The sequence below is a fragment of the Variovorax flavidus genome (assembly GCF_030317145.1).
In the GTDB taxonomy this organism is placed as follows: domain Bacteria; phylum Pseudomonadota; class Gammaproteobacteria; order Burkholderiales; family Burkholderiaceae_C; genus Variovorax; species Variovorax flavidus.
Genome location: NZ_JASZYE010000002.1, coordinates 374,499 through 391,089 on the forward strand (window position 1 = coordinate 374,499; position 16,591 = coordinate 391,089).

The 16,591-nt window shown below is 67.9% G+C and carries 17 protein-coding genes; 8 read left to right on the forward strand and 9 right to left on the reverse strand.

Going from position 1 to position 16,591, the window contains the following annotated elements; all coding sequences use genetic code 11:
- Nucleotides 1-729 (reverse strand): TetR/AcrR family transcriptional regulator, encoded by a 729-nt coding sequence (locus QTH90_RS12400; RefSeq protein WP_286664848.1) that lies wholly within the window; start codon nt 727-729, stop codon nt 1-3.
- Nucleotides 730-824: 95 nt separating this feature from the next.
- Here QTH90_RS12400 and QTH90_RS12405 point away from each other — a divergent pair, with 95 nt between their 5' ends.
- Nucleotides 825-1,781 (forward strand): VOC family protein, encoded by a 957-nt coding sequence (locus QTH90_RS12405; RefSeq protein WP_286664849.1) that lies wholly within the window; start codon nt 825-827, stop codon nt 1,779-1,781.
- The gene (locus QTH90_RS12410) at nt 1,778-2,698 is read left to right on the forward strand and encodes a c-type cytochrome (protein ID WP_286664850.1); all 921 of its coding nucleotides are present in this window, start codon (nt 1,778-1,780) and stop codon (nt 2,696-2,698) included. Before QTH90_RS12405 ends, QTH90_RS12410 begins: the two co-directional genes overlap by 4 nt.
- 15 nt (nt 2,699-2,713) lie before the next feature.
- On the opposite strand, the gene QTH90_RS12415 is transcribed toward QTH90_RS12410, so the two are convergent.
- Together QTH90_RS12415 and QTH90_RS12420 are read right to left on the reverse strand one after the other, a co-directional pair.
- Nucleotides 2,714-3,688, reverse strand: coding sequence for a tripartite tricarboxylate transporter substrate-binding protein (locus tag QTH90_RS12415; protein ID WP_286664851.1), 975 nt, complete (start codon nt 3,686-3,688; stop codon nt 2,714-2,716).
- 41 nt (nt 3,689-3,729) lie between these two features.
- Nucleotides 3,730-4,935, reverse strand: a complete 1,206-nt coding sequence (locus QTH90_RS12420) for a M20 aminoacylase family protein (protein ID WP_286664852.1) — start codon at nt 4,933-4,935, stop codon at nt 3,730-3,732.
- 123 nt (nt 4,936-5,058) lie between these two features.
- On the opposite strand from QTH90_RS12420, the gene QTH90_RS12425 reads away from it, so the two are divergent.
- Entirely contained in the window at nt 5,059-5,244 is a 186-nt protein-coding gene (locus tag QTH90_RS12425) for a hypothetical protein (protein WP_286664853.1), read from the forward strand.
- 40 nt (nt 5,245-5,284) lie between these two features.
- Here QTH90_RS12425 and QTH90_RS12430 read toward each other — a convergent pair whose 3' ends face one another.
- Nucleotides 5,285-5,596: a plasmid stabilization protein gene (locus tag QTH90_RS12430; RefSeq protein ID WP_286664854.1), complete on the reverse strand. Its 312-nt coding sequence runs from the start codon at nt 5,594-5,596 to the stop codon at nt 5,285-5,287.
- 183 nt (nt 5,597-5,779) lie between these two features.
- Between QTH90_RS12430 and QTH90_RS12435 the strand changes: the two genes are divergently transcribed.
- The gene (locus QTH90_RS12435) at nt 5,780-6,553 is read left to right on the forward strand and encodes an SGNH/GDSL hydrolase family protein (protein WP_286664855.1); all 774 of its coding nucleotides are present in this window, start codon (nt 5,780-5,782) and stop codon (nt 6,551-6,553) included.
- Nucleotides 6,554-6,565: 12 nt separating this feature from the next.
- On the opposite strand, the gene QTH90_RS12440 is transcribed toward QTH90_RS12435, so the two are convergent.
- The 3 genes from QTH90_RS12440 to QTH90_RS12450 form a co-directional block, all read right to left on the reverse strand.
- Nucleotides 6,566-8,848: a helicase C-terminal domain-containing protein gene (locus QTH90_RS12440; RefSeq protein ID WP_286664856.1), complete on the reverse strand. Its 2,283-nt coding sequence runs from the start codon at nt 8,846-8,848 to the stop codon at nt 6,566-6,568.
- 91 nt (nt 8,849-8,939) lie between these two features.
- The gene (locus QTH90_RS12445) at nt 8,940-12,185 is read right to left on the reverse strand and encodes an autotransporter family protein (RefSeq protein ID WP_286664857.1); all 3,246 of its coding nucleotides are present in this window, start codon (nt 12,183-12,185) and stop codon (nt 8,940-8,942) included.
- A 124-nt stretch (nt 12,186-12,309) separates the two neighbouring features.
- Nucleotides 12,310-12,957, reverse strand: a complete 648-nt coding sequence (locus tag QTH90_RS12450) for a TetR/AcrR family transcriptional regulator (protein ID WP_286665408.1) — start codon at nt 12,955-12,957, stop codon at nt 12,310-12,312.
- A 48-nt stretch (nt 12,958-13,005) separates the two neighbouring features.
- Between QTH90_RS12450 and QTH90_RS12455 the strand changes: the two genes are divergently transcribed.
- From QTH90_RS12455 to QTH90_RS12470, 4 genes are all read left to right on the forward strand, one after another.
- Complete coding sequence (locus QTH90_RS12455; RefSeq protein ID WP_286664858.1) at nt 13,006-13,257, forward strand: DUF4287 domain-containing protein; 252 nt, start codon at nt 13,006-13,008, stop codon at nt 13,255-13,257.
- Nucleotides 13,254-13,655: a DoxX family protein gene (locus QTH90_RS12460; RefSeq protein ID WP_286664859.1), complete on the forward strand. Its 402-nt coding sequence runs from the start codon at nt 13,254-13,256 to the stop codon at nt 13,653-13,655. The genes QTH90_RS12455 and QTH90_RS12460 overlap by 4 nt, the downstream gene beginning before the upstream one ends.
- Before the next feature lie 402 nt (nt 13,656-14,057).
- On the forward strand, nt 14,058-14,519 hold the full coding sequence (locus QTH90_RS12465; RefSeq protein ID WP_286665409.1) for a GNAT family N-acetyltransferase: 462 nt from the start codon (nt 14,058-14,060) through the stop codon (nt 14,517-14,519).
- Nucleotides 14,520-14,559: 40 nt separating this feature from the next.
- Nucleotides 14,560-15,393 carry a phosphate/phosphite/phosphonate ABC transporter substrate-binding protein gene (locus QTH90_RS12470; RefSeq protein WP_286664860.1) on the forward strand — a complete coding sequence of 278 codons (834 nt, stop codon included), beginning with the start codon at nt 14,560-14,562 and terminating at the stop codon, nt 15,391-15,393.
- Here QTH90_RS12470 and QTH90_RS12475 read toward each other — a convergent pair.
- Nucleotides 15,390-15,815: a hypothetical protein gene (locus tag QTH90_RS12475; RefSeq protein WP_286664861.1), complete on the reverse strand. Its 426-nt coding sequence runs from the start codon at nt 15,813-15,815 to the stop codon at nt 15,390-15,392. The two genes, QTH90_RS12470 and QTH90_RS12475, sit on opposite strands and share 4 nt — an antisense overlap.
- Before the next feature lie 16 nt (nt 15,816-15,831).
- The gene (locus QTH90_RS12480) at nt 15,832-16,584 is read right to left on the reverse strand and encodes a GNAT family N-acetyltransferase (protein ID WP_286664862.1); all 753 of its coding nucleotides are present in this window, start codon (nt 16,582-16,584) and stop codon (nt 15,832-15,834) included.
- Between the last annotated feature and the right edge of the window lie 7 nt (nt 16,585-16,591).

Genomic DNA, 16,591 nt, shown 5'->3' on the forward strand with positions numbered 1-16,591 from the left:
TCAGGTCGCGGCGCGCTTCGCTTTCTTCACCGGTGCCGCCGCCTTCCTCGCGGGTGCTTTCGCCCGCGCAGCCGGCACGACATCCATCGGCGGGAAGGGCGGCAATGCCCGCTGGGCCACCTGCTTCGCGTCGGCCCAATCCATGCCGAGGCCCCGCAGCACGCAGCTCGCCACTTCACGGCCGTGCGACGCGGGAACGCCGCCCAGAGCCACGGTGCGCATCGCCTGCTGCACCGTGCCGTTGATCAGGTCCATGGCCGCCGTCTCGCTCGGAACGCGAAAGGCCTTCTGCTTCACCCCGAGCCGCAGATCGGCCAGCACGTAGTCGCGGATTTCCAGCACCATCTCCGGCGCCGCTGCCGACACCTCCAGCATCATCCGCGCCCATTCCGGGCTCTGCTCGGCCAGCCAGATGTAGCGCTGTATGCCGATCGCCATACGCTGCGCGCCTTCCGCGACGCCCTGCTGGCTGTCGGTGATGCGGCGGCACAGCGTGTGCGCCAGCAGCAGGGCGACCGCACTGGCCACCTCTTCCTTCGTCTTGAAGTGGTTGTAGACCGTGCCGGTGGTCATGCTCGCGACGCTTGCGATCTCCTGCATCGTCGCGTCGGCATAGCCCCGCGTGCTGAACACCCGGATCGCCGCCTGCACCAGCTGCAGGCGCGTGCGCTCGCGCTTGAGCAGGCCGGGCCGCGGCGCCCACACACTTTCGGCCAGGACCTCTGGCAAAAGTGATATTGACCCTGCGCCAAAATTTACGCCATCATTCATTTTTGCACGTACAGTCTATTTTTGGTCAGTCCATCCATTCGAGAGAGTTTGCCATGCGCCCTGATCTCCGCCTCGGCTATCTGGTCTTTGAAGCCCGCCGGCTTCCCCGATGGATGGCGTTCTGCGAGCACATGCTCGGGCTGCCCGCGCCGGTGAGCAACGCGGACGGCAGCCTCGGCTGGCAGCTCGACGAGGCCAGCCAGCGGCTGATCGTGCAGGAGGGTGGGGCGGACGATCTCGCGGCGCTGGGCCTGGAGTGTTCGAGCGATGACGTGCTCGACCGTCTGGTGCGCAGCCTTCGCGCCGCCGGCGTCACCGTCACCGCAGGCGATGTCGCCTTGTGCGCCGCACGCCGGGTGAAGCGCCTGCAACGCTGCGTCGATCCCTGCGGCAACGTCGTGGAACTGTTCACCGGCCTCGCGCCGGCGACCGTGCCTTTCGAATCGGCCGCCTTTCCCGAAGGTTTTCGCACGGGCGAACTCGGACTCGGCCACGCGGTGCTGGTCGCGCACGACATCGCGGCCATGGAGTCCTTCTACGTCGACCTGCTGGGCTTCGGCGTGACCGAGCGGCTCGCCACGCGCGTCGGCCCCATCGACATCCGCGGCGTGTTCCTGCACTGCAATCAGCGCCATCACTCGCTCGCGCTGTTCGACATGCCGGTGCGCAAGCGCATCCATCACTTCATGCTGCAGGCCGAGCGCCTGTGCGACATCGGCCTGGCCTTCGAGCGCGCCCGGCGCCACAAGGTGCCGCTGAGCCTGGAGCTGGGGCAGCACCCTGATCCGGACGGCACCTTCTCCTTCTACGGCGCCACGCCCTCAGGCTTCGATTTCGAGATCGGCGCGGGCACGCAGACCATCGACCCGGCCGGCTGGGAGACCCACCACACCGACGTCACCAGCACCTGGGGCCACAAGGCGAAGCTGCGGCTGCAACTGAAGATGGCCGCGGGGCTGATTGCCCAGAAGGTTTCCGGCGCGCCGCGCCAAGCGAAGGAACAGGCATGACCGCTACCACGACCTCGGCTGGCCGGCGTTGGCTGAAACGCATCGTCCTCACCCTGGTGGCACTGCTCGTACTGGCTGCGGCAGCCCTCTTCATCGGAGACCAGCTGGCGCGCCACAAGATGCAGCGCAAGGTCGACGTCGCGGTGAAAGGCCTCCCCTACCGCGACGACGCGGCCTCACTCGAACGCGGGCGCTATCTCTTTGCCTCGCGCGGCTGCGTCGACTGCCATGGCGCCAAGGGCGGCGGTGCGGTGTTCGTCGACGACGGCAAGGGCCTGCGCATCGCCGGACCCAACATCAGCCCCGGCCCCGGCAGCGTCGTCGCGGGCTACACGCCCGAGGATTGGGTGCGCTCGATCCGCCACGGCGTCAACCCGAAGGGCCACGCGCTGATGGTGATGCCCAGCGAGGACTACAACCGGCTGACCGATGACGACGTGGCATCGCTGGTCGCCTACCTCCGCCACATGGAGCCCGTGACGGGCGGCACCGCCGTGCTCGACTTGCCGCTGCCCATGCGCGCCCTCTACGGCTTTGGCCTGATACGCGACGCCGCCTCGAAGATCGACCACACGCGGCCGCCCGAGCAACCGGTGCCCGATGGCGTGAACGTGACGCATGGTGCCTACGTCGCCAACATGTGCCTCGGCTGCCATGGCCCCAAGCTCAGCGGCGGCAAGATCCCCGGCGGCCCGCCGGACTGGCCCCCAGCGGCCAACCTCACGCCGGGCGAAGGGACCGCGATGACGCGCTATGCCGACGCCGATGCCTTCGCGCTGATGTTCAAGACGGGCAAGCGGCCCGATGGCACGCCGGTGAAGGTGATGCCTTTCGGATCGCTCGGCGCGATGAGCGACGTGGATGTGCGGGCGCTCTTCCTGTACCTCAAGAGCCTGCCGGCGAGTCCGCACGGCTAGGCGCCGCAAAGCGCGTCAATCGACCTTCGCGCCGGACGCCTTCACCACTGCGCCCATCGCATCCCAATCAGCCCGCAGCAGCTTCTGGAACTCCTCGGCGCTCTGGCTGCGCGGCTCCACGCCCAGGCGCTTGAAGCGCTCCTGGATCAACGGATCGGCCAGCACCTTGTTGGTCGCGGCGTTGAGGCGGTCGACCTCGGCCTTGGGCGTGCCGGCCGGCGCGAGCAGGCCGATCCACGAGTCGAAGGCATAGCCGGGCAAGCCGCTCTCGGCGACGGTCGGCAGGCTGGGCAGGAACGGGCTGCGCTGCTGGCCCGTCGAGGCCAGAAGTTTCATGCGGGGGTCGTTCTGGAAGCCGATCACGCCGATGCTCGACGAGATCACCGCCTGCACGCGGCCCGCGAGCACCTCGTTGACTGCCTCGCCGGTCGACTTGGTCGGGATGTGCGTCATCTGCAGGCCGGCCTTGGCGAGGAACGATGCCATGGCGAGGTGCGTGGCGCTGCCGTTGCCCGCCGACGCGTAGTTGTACTTGCCGGGGTTGGCCTTGACCTCCTTGATGAAGTCGGCCGTGCTCGACACGTTGAGGCCGCTCGCCACGGCGAGCGCATAACCGGCATTGCCGATGTTGGCGACGCCGACGAAATCCTTCAGCGGGTCGTAGGGCAGCTTGCTGTACAGGAAGCCCGCGATGTGATGGCTGGCCGCGGCCAGCACCAGCGTGTTGCCATCGGCCGGCGCCTTGGCCGCGATGGCCGCGCCCACCGTGCCACCCGCGCCTGCGCGGTTCTCGACGATCACGGCGGCATTGAGCGCCGTGCCCAGTTCGTTGTTGAAAGCGCGCGCAACCGTGTCCTGCACCGCGCCCGTGCCGAAGGGCACGACGATGTGGATCACGCGCTGCTGCGCCAGAACGGGTGCCGCGGCGCCGAGGGCCAGCGCGCCGGCCGCTGCGAGAAGGGCCGAACGTCGGGTGGGGTGAGGGGTCATCGTTGAAAACGCTTTCGGGTCAGGGTGGAGGTGATGGAGATTCAGGCGCCGGCGCCGACCGGGAGCCAGCGCTCCACCAGCTTCACGAAGTAGCTGGCACCGATCGGGATGATCTCGTCGTTGAAGTCGAACGAGGTGTTGTGGATGATGCAAGGCCCGGGCCCGTGGCCGTCCAGCCGGTGGTCGCCGTCGCCATTGCCCAGGAAGGCATAGCAGCCCGGCCGCACCTGCAGCATGTGGGCGAAGTCCTCCGCGCCCATCACGGCCGGGAAGTTGTCGGTGACCATGTCCTCGCCCACCACCTCGCGCATCACGCTGGCCGCGAAGCGTGCCTCGGCCGCATGGTTGACGACCGGCGGCGAGGCGCGGTTGAAGCTAATTTCCGCGGTGCACTCGTGCGCCGCCGCCACGCCCTCGGCGACTGTGCGCAGGCGCGCCTCGATCTTGTCGAGCGCGTCGATCGAGAAGGTGCGCACGGTGCCGCCGACCGTCGCCGAATCGGGAATCACGTTGGGCGCGTCCGAACCCTGCAGTTGCGTGACGGCGAGCAGCGCGCGCTCGGTGCTCGCGATGGTGCGCGGCACGATGGTCTGCAGCTGCTGTGCCAGCGTGATGACTGCGGCCACCGGGTCGATGCCGGTGTGCGGCATCGAGGCGTGCGTGCCGCGTCCGCGCAGCGTGATCTTGTATGTGTTGCTCGACGCCATGAGCGCGCCTTCGTTGAGCGCGAAGCGCCCGACTTCGCCCACCGGGAAGTTGTGCAGCGCGAAGACCGCATCGCACGGGAAGCGGTCGAAGAGCCCGTCCTGGATCATCTTCTTCGCACCGGCCTTGCCCATCTCCTCCGCGGGCTGGAAGATGAAGTGGACCGTGCCGTCGAACTGGCTGCCCTTCTGGGCCAGGTGCCAGGCTGCCGCCAGCAGCATCGTGGTGTGGCCGTCATGGCCGCAGGCATGCATGCGGCCCGCGTGCGTGGACTTGTGGGCGAATTCGTTGGCCTCGTGCAGCGGCAGCGCGTCCATGTCGGCGCGCAGGCCGATGGTGCGCTGGCCGGTGCCGCGGCGCAGCACGCCGACGAGACCAGTGCCGGCAATGCCGCGATGAACCTCGATGCCCCATTCCTCCAGGAGCTTCGCAACCTTCTCCGAGGTGCGGTGTTCCTCGAATCCCAGTTCGGGGTGGGCGTGGATGTCGCGGCGGATCGCGACGAAACGGGTGACGTCCGCAAAGGAATCGGCAAGGTTCATGAACGTGGGCTGGAGAGAACGAGCCACGGATTCTGACGCAGCGCAGCGGCTGCGCGCATGAGTAGTTGGCTCTATCGCCCTCAGGCCCTAGGATGGCTCCATCGCCCCCGATGGAGTTTGGACATGAGCAACGAGCTGCGCAACAAGCTGCACGAGCTGCAGGAGCTATCGAACAACGCCGCCGACCCGCAGACCCGCGCGATCATCGAGGCGCTGCGGCTGCAGACCGCAATCCTCAACGAGCGCCTGTTCCGCATCGAGCTTCAGCTCGGCGAAGTGACCAAGCGCTGGGATGCCGACCCGGCCTGAGCCGCAGGCGCGGCGTCCCGCCGGCACGAGGCGAGGGCGATCAGCCCCGGTGCTCGGCGTTGCGCTTGCGTGTGGCGGCTGCCTTCTTCGCCGAAGCGGAGCGCTCGGCGGCGCTGCGCGACGCGGAGGCCGCACCGCCCAGCTTTCCACCCTTGTGGGCCGGCGCATGGTTCTCGGCCTTGCCGCGGCCGGAGCCGCTCTTCTTGCCACCGCCCGTTTCCGCGTTCACGGTCGCCCATGCGCGCCGCTCCGCTTCGCCCTTGGCGACGCCACGATGCTCATAGCCCTTTTCGATGTGCTCGGCTTGGCGCTTCTGCTTGCTCGTGTACGACGACTTGTCACCCCTTGGCATGGTGCTGCTCCTTCTGATGCTGGAGTGCCCATGTTTCGCACCCCGCGCCGGAGACGGGTAGGAAGAAATGGGCGTTGTTCGTCAGCGCACGCTTTCATGGCTTGCATGCTGGCCGTTCGGCCGCTTCCTACACGGCAATGATCCCGCTACCTTTACGCTTGGGTCATTCGACGAGGAAAGAGCGTGAACCGCCAGAAGAACATTGCAGTGATCGCCGGCCTGTCCGTGCTGGTCGGCTTTGCCGCCGCGACGGCCGGCTATGCGGTCCTCCGGCTGCGGCAATCGGCCCGGCTGGCCCACAAGGGCCACCCCTTCGACAAGCTCGCGCGGGCCGAGGGCGCGCGGCTGCTGGTGGTCGGCGACAGCACCGCCAAAGGCACCGGCGCCAGCGGGCCGGAGTGCAGCCTGCCGGGGCTGCTGTGCCGCGCCAATCCGTCGCTCACCGTGGTCAACCACGGGCAGGACGGGGCGCGTTTCGAGGACTTCCTCGCGCAGCTGGAGGCGGACGAGCGCTTCGACGCCGTGCTCATCCTCGGAGGCGGCAACGACGTGCTCCGCATGACGCGCGACGCCGCCTTGCGCGACAGCATCCGGCGTGTGGCGCAGCGCGCGCGGGTGCGGTCCGACCTGGTGGTCTTCATGCCGCCGGGCAACATCGGCAACGTGTCCTTCTTCCTTCCGCCGTGGAGCTGGTGGATGACCTACCGCTCGCGCAGGCTGCACGCCATCGTCTCGGAAGAGGCGCGGGCCAACGGCGCCCTCTACGTGTCGCTCTTCCGGGACCGCGACGACGACCCCTTCGCCCGCCACCCCAAGCGCATGAGCGCGCGCGACGGGCTGCATCCAGGCGATGCGGGCTACGAACTCTGGCAGCGCGAGTTGGAAGCGCAGGTGCAGCTGTCGGCCAAGCTGCGCAAGATCGGGCGCAGCGCGGCGGCGCGCGGCCCGGCTTTCTGAGGCCGGCTCTTCCTAGCGCTGCGCCGCGAACAGCGGCTGCACGCTCCACCACGCCGGCAGCAGCGCACGGATCTCCTGCCGCGCGAACCGGTCGTCCAGCAGGTACAGCACGCCCGCATCCGTCTCGGTGCGGATCACGCGGCCGGCCGCCTGCACCACCTTCTGCAGGCCGGGGTAGACGTAGGTGTACTCGTAGCCGTCGCCGAACAGCGCGTGCATGCGCTCGCGCATGACTTCGTTCGGTTCGTTGTACTGCGGCAGTCCCAGGCTCGCGACGAAGGCGCCGACGAGGCGGTCACCGGGCAGGTCGATGCCCTCGCCGAAGGCACCGCCCAGCACCGCGAAACCGATGCCCTGGCCGCCGGCCGTGAAGCGGGCGAGGAAGGCATCGCGATCCGCCTCGCGCATGCCGCGTGACTGCGACCACGCCGGAATCTCCGGATGCCGCTCCGCAAACGCGGCGGAGGCGCTCGCCAGGTAGTCGAAGCTGCTGAAGAAGGCGAGGTAGTTGCCCGGCTGTCCGGCGAACTGGCTCGCGATGATGTCCGTCAGCGCCGTCAATGAACGGCCGCGGTCGCGGAAGCGGGTCGAGACGTCCATGGCGACGCGCACCGTCAATTGCTCGCTGCGGAAGGGCGAACCGACGTCGAGCGTGGCCGTGTCTTCCGGCAGCCCCAGCGTGTCGCGATAGAAGGCGAAGGGTGCGAGCGTGCCGGAGAAGCAGGCGGCTGAATTGCAGTCCGCGAAGCGGCTTTCCAGGAAGGGCGCCGGCACGAGGTTGCGGATCGCCAGCGTCCGTCCGCCGTCATCGCCCACCGTGCATTCGAAGACCGAATGCTTGCCAAAGGAATCCGCGAGGCGGCTGAACTGGAGCAGGTCGAAGAAGCACTGCTGCAGCAGGCCCTGCGCGTCGTCGGGCCGTGCAGTGAAGTGCTCGGCCATCACGGCGACCACGTCCAGCAGGGCGCGCGCGAAGCGCTCCGGGATGTCGTCGCGGGCGTCGTAGGCGGCCACCTGGTCGCGTTGCAGCAGTTGCCATTCGCGTTGCAACTGGCCGAGCGCCTTCTTGATGAATGGCGGCGCCTTGCCGCGCACGGCCTCCACGGCCTGCGCCTCCAGTTGCGCCGAGTACATGCCGCGTGCGCGGTCCAGCAGGTTGTGCGCCTCGTCGACCAGCAGGGCGACGCGCCAGTCCTCCTCCTTCATCAGGCCGAAGAGGAAGGCGCTGCCGTCGAAGTAGTAGTTGTAGTCGCCGACGATCACGTCGCTCCAGCGCACGAGTTCCTGCGCGAGGAAATACGGGCAGACCTCGTGCGCGAGCGCGATGCTGCGCACGGCCGCGCGATCGAGCCACGCGGCTTGCGCCGCTTCGCTGCGCGCGGCCGGCAGCCGGTCGTAGAAGCCCCGCGCCAGCGGGCAGGCCTCGCCGTTGCAGGCACGGCCGGGGTACTCGCAGACCTTGTCGCGGGCGGCGAGTTCGAGCACGCGCAGCGGTGCGCGCTCGCGGTCCAGCGTGCGCAAGGCGTTCAGCGCGATCGACCGGCCGGAGGTCTTCGCGGTGAGGAAGTAAATCTTGTCCAGCCTGCCCCCGGGCCGCGCCTTGAGCAGCGGAAAGAGCGTCGCGACCGTCTTGCCGATGCCCGTGGGCGCCTGCGCCAGCAGGCAGCGCTGCGAGACGGCCGAGCGGTACACCGCCTGCGCCAGATCACGCTGGCCCGCACGGAATTCGCCGTGCGGGAAGTTCAGCGCGTCGAGTGCCTCGTCAAGGCTCGCGCGGTGCGCGGCTTCCTGTTCGGCCCAGGCCAGGTAGCCGCTGCAGAGCAGCTCGAAATGCTGGCGCAAGGCTTCGCGCGTGCAGGCCTCTTCGAGCACCACTTCGCGTTCGGTGCCGAGATCGAGATAGACGAGCGCCACCTCGACCTGCTCCAGCGCATCGCGCTCGCACAGCATCCAGGCGTAGGTGCGCGCCTGTGCCCAGTGCAGTGCGCGATGGTTGGCCTTGATGGCTTCGAAGTCGCCCCGGAAGGTCTTGATTTCCTCGACGCGCCTGCGATGCGTGTCGTAGCCGTCGGCGCGCCCGCGCACGTGCAGCCGCTCGTGGCACGACGCGAGGGCGATCTCGCTTTCATAGCCCGCGCCCCGCCGGGCCTGCACCAGCCGATGCCCCGCCTGCCCCTCCTGCGCGCTCGGCGCGGGGACGAAGCGCAGATCCAGGTCGCCCGCCTTCGCGCCGAAGGCGCAAAGCGTCTTGACCGAAACCGTGAACGCGGAGGATGAGGAAATGGCGGCGGCCATGAGGCTGGCTGAAAGGACGTGGGCGGTATCCCCTTGGCTCCAGCGCATCGACACTGGATGGATGTACACATGTTAGCGGCGCCGCAGCCGCTCACCACGTGTACCTGGCGCCGATCCGGATCAGGGTGTTTCTGTAGCTCTGCTGGCCCCACTGGTAGCCTAGGTTGCCCCACCCGGCCCATCCGCGCCCCAGGTCTGCATTGACGCCCAGCTTCACCTCGTAGCGGTTGCTCGGATACAGATTCCCCAGCACCACTTGGTTGAAGGCCTCGGCGTTGTCCACATCGTCGTGCCACCAGTTCAAGGTGAGGTACGGCTGCAGCTTGCGGCCGTCTTCGCGGACCCAGGTGCGGTGCACGCGCACGCCCAGCCGCGAGACCCAGCCGCTGCCCTCGCCGCCGCTGATGCGCGTGCCATTGGGCTCGGCAATGTCGTCCTCGCTGTACCTGATGTACACCAGTTGCGCCTGCGGCTCGACGACCCAGTCGGTGGCGGCGAGTTTCATCGCATAGCCTGCCTCGCCGGAGAGCGTGAGCGCCTTCGCGTCGTACTTCACCTCGGGCAGCGTGTCGCCTTCGACCTTGTTCTTGAACCAGCCGTAGGTCCCCCAGACATCGGCGTACCAGCCCAGCCGGTTCTCGTCGTTCTGATACCAGGTCCCGTAGGCACCGGCGCTCCAGCCCTCGGCTTCACCCTGCGCGTGCGCCAGGTTGCCCGCCGCGGTCGCGTCGCTGTTCGCCTTGCCGTATCCGAGCATCAAGCCCAGGTGGAAGCGGTCGGGCGAGGTCGTGTCCCTGTCCTTCACCAGCGACCAGCGTGCGATGTCGCCGCCGCCCTGAATCAGCGTGCTGTCGGTGTCGACGGCGAAATTGCCGTCGCGGCTGTCCGACTTCCCGTCCTTGCCAACGACGCGCAGCCAGCCCGAGCGGCGCTGGCCGTCGGCGTTCACGGACGCCTGTGTCTCGGTCCACTGCGGCTCGCCCAGCCGGTCATGCAGGCTGTGCAGGAACATGCCGCCGGCCTGGCGTTGATTGGAGAGATAGGCGCCGACCTCGGGGCGGTACAAGGGGGGTCGCGGACCGGGGCCGGGACCGGGAGGCAGGACGTCCGGGAGCGGCGGGGGCGGCAGCACCGGCGGCTCTGGCGGAACGGGGCCAGGGGGCGGCGGGGGCGGAGGCGGCGGCGGAACGGGCGGCAGCACCGGAGGCTGCTGCGAGCGCAGGTACCAGGCTTGCGCATTCGAGGCATCGACGCTGCTGCGATAGAGCTGGTATTCGTAAGGACCGGCGACCACGCGGCTGCCCAGCACGAAGGCGCCTGGGGCGGTGGTGCCGCCGTTGACGGCATCGACGATCTGGATGCCATTGCCCAGCGTCACGGCGCCAGGGCCGCCTGCATTGGCGATGTGAAGGCCCGTCAGCCCGGTGGCCGTTCCGCCATTGATGACCAGGCGATCGGACGGCGAACCGTCGGCACCGAGAAAGGCGTTGAGGCTGACCGTGCCACCCGCGCCCACGTAGTTGACGGCCGTCAGCGTCTTGTAGCTCGACAGCAAGTTCACGGCGCCGCGCGGCGCGCCGAAGACGATCGTGCTGGGGTCATTGACCAGGCTGGTCACGTTGGACGAGCCCGTCACGTTCCACCGCGTATTGTTCTGCAGCGTCATGTTCGAGACGTTGCCGGCATCGGTCAGCGCGGCGCCCGTGAGCGTTGCCGAGTCCGTGACGAGGTTGAGCGTGCCGGTGCGTCCGCCGGCCCCGGTCACCTGGAAGAGCGTGCCGTTGCCGCCGGTCACCTGCACGCCGTTGGAAAGAGACAGGTTCAATTGCGAGCCCGCCACCTGGACCGCCGTCGATTGCGTGCTGGCCAGGCTGCCGCCCGAGATCGACACCTTGTTCTGCCGGGTGCTGGTCGTGGTGCCGGAAAACAGGCCATAGCTTCCGGAACCATCGGCCCGTATTGCGCTGCCCTCGGCGTTGATGGTGCCTCCGGTCAGGGCCGCCAGCCCATGGGCGCCACTGCCGGTGGTGATGACGGTCGCGTTCTGCAATTGAAGCGTCGGGGCGTCGGCGACGAAGGGACTTCCGGTCGCGACGGCGCCGTGCGATGCGAGCCCGGAGGTCGAGATCGTGCCGTTGCCGAATGTCAGCGTGCCGGCGGTGGCCGGGGAGTAGACGGATATGGAAGAGTGCACGCCATAGGCGCCATCGGCGGGCACGGAGACGGAGACGCCATCGGCACGGAGACTGCCGCCGAGCGCGAACAGGCCGGCGCCCTGGCGCAGGAAGGTCGTCTGGAACGTCGCGCCACTGCGTTCGATGGTCCTGACGATCCCGCCGTTCGAATCGGAGATGGTGATGCTCGAACCGGAGATGTCGACGCTCGACAGCGTGTCGGCCACCACGCCGATCCCGGCCCCCTGGACTCTCGCGCCGCTCACCGTGATCTGCGCGCCGCGGGTCGCCGTGATGCCGGTTCCGGCGATGCCGGCGAAGTTGATGGCGACGCCATCGATCGTGCCTGCCGGGACGATGGTGTTGTCGGCGACGACGCCTGCCGAGCCGCGGTTGACCGGGGCAAGATTGGTGAGGCTCAGTGGCGCCGTCGAGGGGCCCACCCGCACCAGGCCGCCCTCCGACATGTAGATCCCGGTCACGTCATAGCCCGAGTTGGACAGGGTCGTGCCGTCCCGGGCGTCGATGACGCTGCCCGCGTCCACGGCCATCAAGGCTGCTCCGCCGGGTGCGTCCAGGCCGGTCAGCACGATGCGGCTGTTGTTCGTCAGGGTGACCGAACTGCCGGTGTCGGCGCGAACGCCGTACGCGCTCCTGGAAAAGTCGGACGTCAGATCCAGGCCAAGCGTGACCGAAGAGTTCTGAACCGCCCGCAGGCCGTAGCCGGACACGTTCGTGCCGCTCGTCGTGTTGACCAGCCGGATCGGGATGCCCGTGCCCAGGCTGCCGGGGATCACGCTGTTGGTGATGCTGACGGCAAGGAGGCCGGTGCCACTGGCGTTCACCGTGATCGGGGTGTTCGCGCCGAGAAGGACCTTTCCGCCGTTGATCATGTCGACCCCGTGCCTCGTCGTGCCGGTGGTGACGGTCGCGCCAGGCGTGAGGTCGATCACGGTGCCGGCGTTGGTGGCGGAGACGGCCGCAACGGCATTCGTGGCAGTCAGCGCCGCGCCGGGCGCCACGGCGCATGTGCCGGAGGCCAGCGAGATCTGCCCCGCCGGCGTCAGGGTGCAAGTCTGCGCCTGCACTTGCTGCAGCCCGAGCCCCAGCCCCAGCGCAGAGGCCGTGGCGCCATGCATGAGACGCGTCACCTTGCAGATCATGGAATCTCCTGACCAGAGCCCTCCAAGGCGGTCCGGGATTCTCGGAGCGCCACGCATGCGGCGTCAATGTGCGCGGAACAGTTGCGCAACGGCGCCAGATGCGGTCTGCGCCGCGGGAGATCAGCTAGGCATCGCGATCCGAGGCGGGCTCGTCCGTCAACGCTTCCAGCAGCGTCTGCTCGAGCCAGGCCTGGAACGCGTCGGGCGACCAGCCCGACTCGTGTACGAGCTTGTGATAGACCTCGCGACTGGTCAGCATCCACAGCAGCGTCGCTGCCGCTTCCTTCGTGAGGCCTTTACGGGCGCGCTTCGCCGCGAACAGCGCGTCGATGCGCTCGCGCTGCATCTCCCGCCGCAAGGCTTCGAAGGACTGGTTCGTCTTGCGAAGCTCCGGCGAGAACGCCGACGATTTCATCAACAGGCTGAGCTCGGCGCTTTCGCCCTCGTAGATCGCTCGCGCCACATGGGCGCTCATCGCGATGCGCTGCACCGGGTCGCCCAGCCCCTCCAGCTTCTGGTGGGCGTCCTTGAAGCGCGGGCCGAAGATCGCGTCATGCATCAGCGTATGCAGCAGGCCGGCCTTGGACTTCACCACCGCATAGACCGTCGGCTCCGACACGCCGGCCCGCTTGGCAATCTGGGCGATGGTGGTGGCGTCGATCCCCTTGCGGGAGAACAGGAACTTCCCGGCATCCAGGATCCTGGCGCGGGTGCGCTCCGCCGCCTCCGAGCGAGTTTCCGAGTGGTACTGCCGCTTGTCCGGAGCTTTCATATTCACTATAGTGTGCTACATCCAATAGATGACGGATGGGACTCGCGCATGACGTTCGAAGCCTACATGACCAACATCCGGACCCAGACCGGCAAGGAGCCGAAGGATTTCTTCGACCAGGCCGTTCGCGAGGGCATCCTGCGCCCGGACACCCGAACGATGGAGTTCGTCGCCTGGCTCAAGAGCAGCTCGGGGCTAGGGCACGGGCATGCCATGGCGGTCTGGGAGGCGTTCAGGCGCAATGGATGGGTCCCCTTGCCAGGCGCGCCCGCGGCGGCCGTCAAGCGGGGCAGCCCATGAAGTGGGCGCGACGCATCGGCATCGGCCTCTCGGGCCTTGCCACGCTGTTCTTCATCCTGGACGCCACGGGCAAGCTGCTCAGGATGGAGCCGGTATTGCAAAGCACGCAGGAACTCGGCTGGCCCCCCAGCGCGGTGGTGCCGCTCGGCGTGGTGCTGCTGGTGGGCGCCGTGCTGTATGCCGTGCCGCGCACGACTGTGCTCGGAGCGATCTACCTGACCGGCTTCCTGGGCGGGGCGGTGGCAACGCACTACCGTGTCGGATCGCCCCTGGCCACGCACGTGCTCTTCGGCGTCTACGTGGGGCTCGTGATGTGGGCCGGCCTCGTGCTGCGCTATCCGGGCATCTTCAAGGCCGCTTTTTCCAGACGCCCGACCTCCGGCGCAACCTTGCGCTGACACCCTGTGCAACCGGCTGGACGGCGGCGCGCAGAATGCGCACAGAGCCATCGTCGAGGCCCCATGCCGACACACGCCTTGCGCCTGAAATATGAGACCGCCGTCGCTGCGCTCGCCGATGCAGCTTCGGAAATGCTTCGTTCCGGCGCGAGCGAAGAGGACGTTGCCCGTTGGGTGGTGGTGGAGCGCAACGTCCTCAAGCAGGCGTATCGCGACCTCACGCCCGCGCCGGTCCTGGCCCGCATCGACGCCAGGATGCTGGAGCGCTATGGCAACACCATGGGCCCCGATGCCGACCAACTCAGGGCCGCCGGAAAGTCGTGGAGGGAAATCATCGATTCCGCAACTCGCCCGGGTGACCACGGTGATACCTTTTCCGCGTCGCGCAACTCACGTCCATCCATGCCCGAACACATCCTCATTCGCCCAGCCGTCGAGGTCGACTTCACTGCGTGGCTGCCTCTCTGGGATGGCTACAACGCGTTCTATGGCCGCAGCGGCGCGACGGCGCTGCCAGCCGACACCACGCGCACCACGTGGTCGCGCTTCCACGACGTCGACGAGCCCATGCATGCGCTGGTGGCCGAAGGCCCGTCGGGCCTTCTCGGCCTGGCCCACTTTCTTTTCCACCGCAGCACCATCCAGCTCGGGCCGAGCTGCTATCTGCAGGACCTGTACACCACCGAAGCGGCCAGGGGAAGGGGCGTCGCCCGCGCGCTCATCGACGAGGTCTATCGGCGGGCGAAAGCCGCCGGCGCCCCACGGGTGTACTGGCAAACGCATGAGACCAATGCCACGGCCATGATGCTCTACGACAAAGTTGCCGAGAAATCGGGATTCGTTGTCTATCGGAAGATGCTCTGACCGGATATTCTGCGGGCCATTCGAACAAACGGAGACATTTGTGACAAATGACTGCGCCGATCGCCACTCGGGCTTCGCCCCATGGGCAGTGGCCCTCCTGCTGGCCGCTGCCGCCCCAGCCCATGCGCTGGTCATCGGCGTGACCGAAGGCGTGACCTATCAGGCCAGCGACAGCCAGATCGAGGCCAAGTTCGAGCCGATCGCGGAGGCGCTGAGCAAGGCGCTGAAGCAACCGGTGACCATCAAGATCCTGAGCTCGTATCGCAACGCACGCGAGGCGCTGAAGCAGAACCAGGTCGACCTGGCCTTCGTGCATCCGGCCCATGTCGCGTTCGAGGCGACCAAGGCGGGCAACTTCAAGACGCTCGCCTGGACCGCAGGCTTTACGGACTACAAGGTGTCGTTCCTGTGCAAGGACACGCAAGCCATCTCCAACTGGAAGGAGATCGCGGGCAAGAGCCTGGTCATGCCCGACGCGGACTCCATCACCTCGGTGATCACGCGTGCGATGCTGCGTGAGCAGGGCCTGCAGGACGGCGCCGTCAAGACCACCAACACGCGCTACCAGGATGCGGTGCCTTTCTATGTGCAGAACGGTTTCGCCGCCTACGGCGCCACCGCGTCGGCCAAGGTGGTGAAGGACTGGCAGTCCACCGGCGGCAAGACCTGCGCCGAATCGCGCGCCGTTCCCATCAAGCAGTGGCTCGCCTCGAGCAAGCTCGACGCGAGCACTGTCGCGACGGCGCGCGACACCCTGCTGGGACTGGGGCAGTCCGATGCGGGCAAGCGTGCGCTCGCCACCTCGACGTACGCCGGATTCATCGCGCCCTCGCCGGAAGTCGAGAAGACGCTCATGAGCTGGCTGGGGATCTAAGCCCGGCCCAAGGCAACCAGGCTCCAGACGATCGCTGCCAGCTGCGCGATGTTGATGAGGATGGCGGTGATGTGCGTTCTGCGGAACCCCGGAATGGCGTCCATGTAGTTGGACTGGATCTGCGCTCCGAGCGCGTCCATCTTGGGAATGATCTTCTTGCGCAGGACGATGGCAATCATTGCCAGCGCCGCCGCACCCACCGCGAGCCCTGGGCGGCCCGCAATCGCATAGCTGATCGCCGTCGCAGTCGCCGTCATGAATGCGGCGACGTAGTAGATGTTGAAGAAGCCGCGCACGAAGCGGGCGTCCAGCGGTGTGTCGTGCTTCAGGATCAGCAGCGGAATCGAGCCCATGATGAAGTAGGCCGTCGTGACGAGGAGTGCCACCGTGAAGCCCAGGGCGGCGAACATGGCAGGAGACATCTTTGTTTTCCTCGATTCACGAAGCGTGACCCGGCACCCGGTAGTGATAGCGGTAGAAGTCCTCGAACCCCAGCTCAGCATACAAGCGGCGCGCGGCTTCGTTCTGCTCGCGCACCTGAAGGTAGGCAGAACTCGCACCCGTTTCGCGGCCCCAATCCATCAGCGCGCGGGTCAACGCGCGACCGTGGCCACGCCTGCGCCGGGCCGGGTCCACCACGATGTCGTACAGGCCGACCGCGCCGCGCTCCAGCACGGCCAGCCCGAATCCGATGGCTTCGCCTTGTTCGTGCAGGGTGGCGAAAGCAGCCGGCAACGCGATGGAGCGCAGGATGGCGCGGTGCAGTTCATCTTGCAGGGACGTCACGCCGAGGGCGGCGGTGATGCCCTCCAGCCAGGCTGACGTCGCCGCGGTCGAGATGCTCACCGAAGGATGCCGCGCCGCCGCGGCCAGCGACGCACGGGCCACCTGCGTCGGATCGAAGAAGGCGTAGCCCGCATCCGCCAGTTCCTTGTCCGCCTCGGGCTGCGCCAGCGGAGAAAGGCGGAACACGGCGGGAAGGCCGTGCCGCTCGTAGAAGGTCTCGGCCGCGGCGCGCACCCCCTCGAAGGTCGCGCCCGGGTCTGCGGCATTGACCGAGTTGGCTCGCTTGGTATAGCCGCCGGCCAGCCGAAACACCCAGCCGTTGAAGAACACGGTCTGCCGCGCAGGCCACGCGTTGAAGCTGCGCTCCTCCAGGGCACGGACGGTCGCGAGGTCGATGTGGGTCATGGGCAAG

What these genes read in the sequence shown, in the direction of transcription:
- QTH90_RS12405 (WP_286664849.1), top strand. Translation starts at nt 825, where the DNA reads ATGCGCCCTGATCTCCGCCTCGGCTATCTGGTCTTTGAAGCCCGCCGG.
- QTH90_RS12415 (WP_286664851.1), bottom strand. Translation starts at nt 3,688, where the DNA reads ATGACCCCTCACCCCACCCGACGTTCGGCCCTTCTCGCAGCGGCCGGC.
- QTH90_RS12465 (WP_286665409.1), top strand. Translation starts at nt 14,058, where the DNA reads ATGCCCGAACACATCCTCATTCGCCCAGCCGTCGAGGTCGACTTCACT.
- QTH90_RS12450 (WP_286665408.1), bottom strand. Translation starts at nt 12,957, where the DNA reads ATGAAAGCTCCGGACAAGCGGCAGTACCACTCGGAAACTCGCTCGGAG.
- QTH90_RS12410 (WP_286664850.1), top strand. Translation starts at nt 1,778, where the DNA reads ATGACCGCTACCACGACCTCGGCTGGCCGGCGTTGGCTGAAACGCATC.
- QTH90_RS12455 (WP_286664858.1), top strand. Translation starts at nt 13,006, where the DNA reads ATGACGTTCGAAGCCTACATGACCAACATCCGGACCCAGACCGGCAAG.
- QTH90_RS12475 (WP_286664861.1), bottom strand. Translation starts at nt 15,815, where the DNA reads ATGTCTCCTGCCATGTTCGCCGCCCTGGGCTTCACGGTGGCACTCCTC.
- QTH90_RS12425 (WP_286664853.1), top strand. Translation starts at nt 5,059, where the DNA reads ATGAGCAACGAGCTGCGCAACAAGCTGCACGAGCTGCAGGAGCTATCG.
- QTH90_RS12440 (WP_286664856.1), bottom strand. Translation starts at nt 8,848, where the DNA reads ATGGCCGCCGCCATTTCCTCATCCTCCGCGTTCACGGTTTCGGTCAAG.
- QTH90_RS12445 (WP_286664857.1), bottom strand. Translation starts at nt 12,185, where the DNA reads ATGATCTGCAAGGTGACGCGTCTCATGCATGGCGCCACGGCCTCTGCG.
- QTH90_RS12430 (WP_286664854.1), bottom strand. Translation starts at nt 5,596, where the DNA reads ATGCCAAGGGGTGACAAGTCGTCGTACACGAGCAAGCAGAAGCGCCAA.
- QTH90_RS12460 (WP_286664859.1), top strand. Translation starts at nt 13,254, where the DNA reads ATGAAGTGGGCGCGACGCATCGGCATCGGCCTCTCGGGCCTTGCCACG.
- QTH90_RS12420 (WP_286664852.1), bottom strand. Translation starts at nt 4,935, where the DNA reads ATGAACCTTGCCGATTCCTTTGCGGACGTCACCCGTTTCGTCGCGATC.
- QTH90_RS12480 (WP_286664862.1), bottom strand. Translation starts at nt 16,584, where the DNA reads ATGACCCACATCGACCTCGCGACCGTCCGTGCCCTGGAGGAGCGCAGC.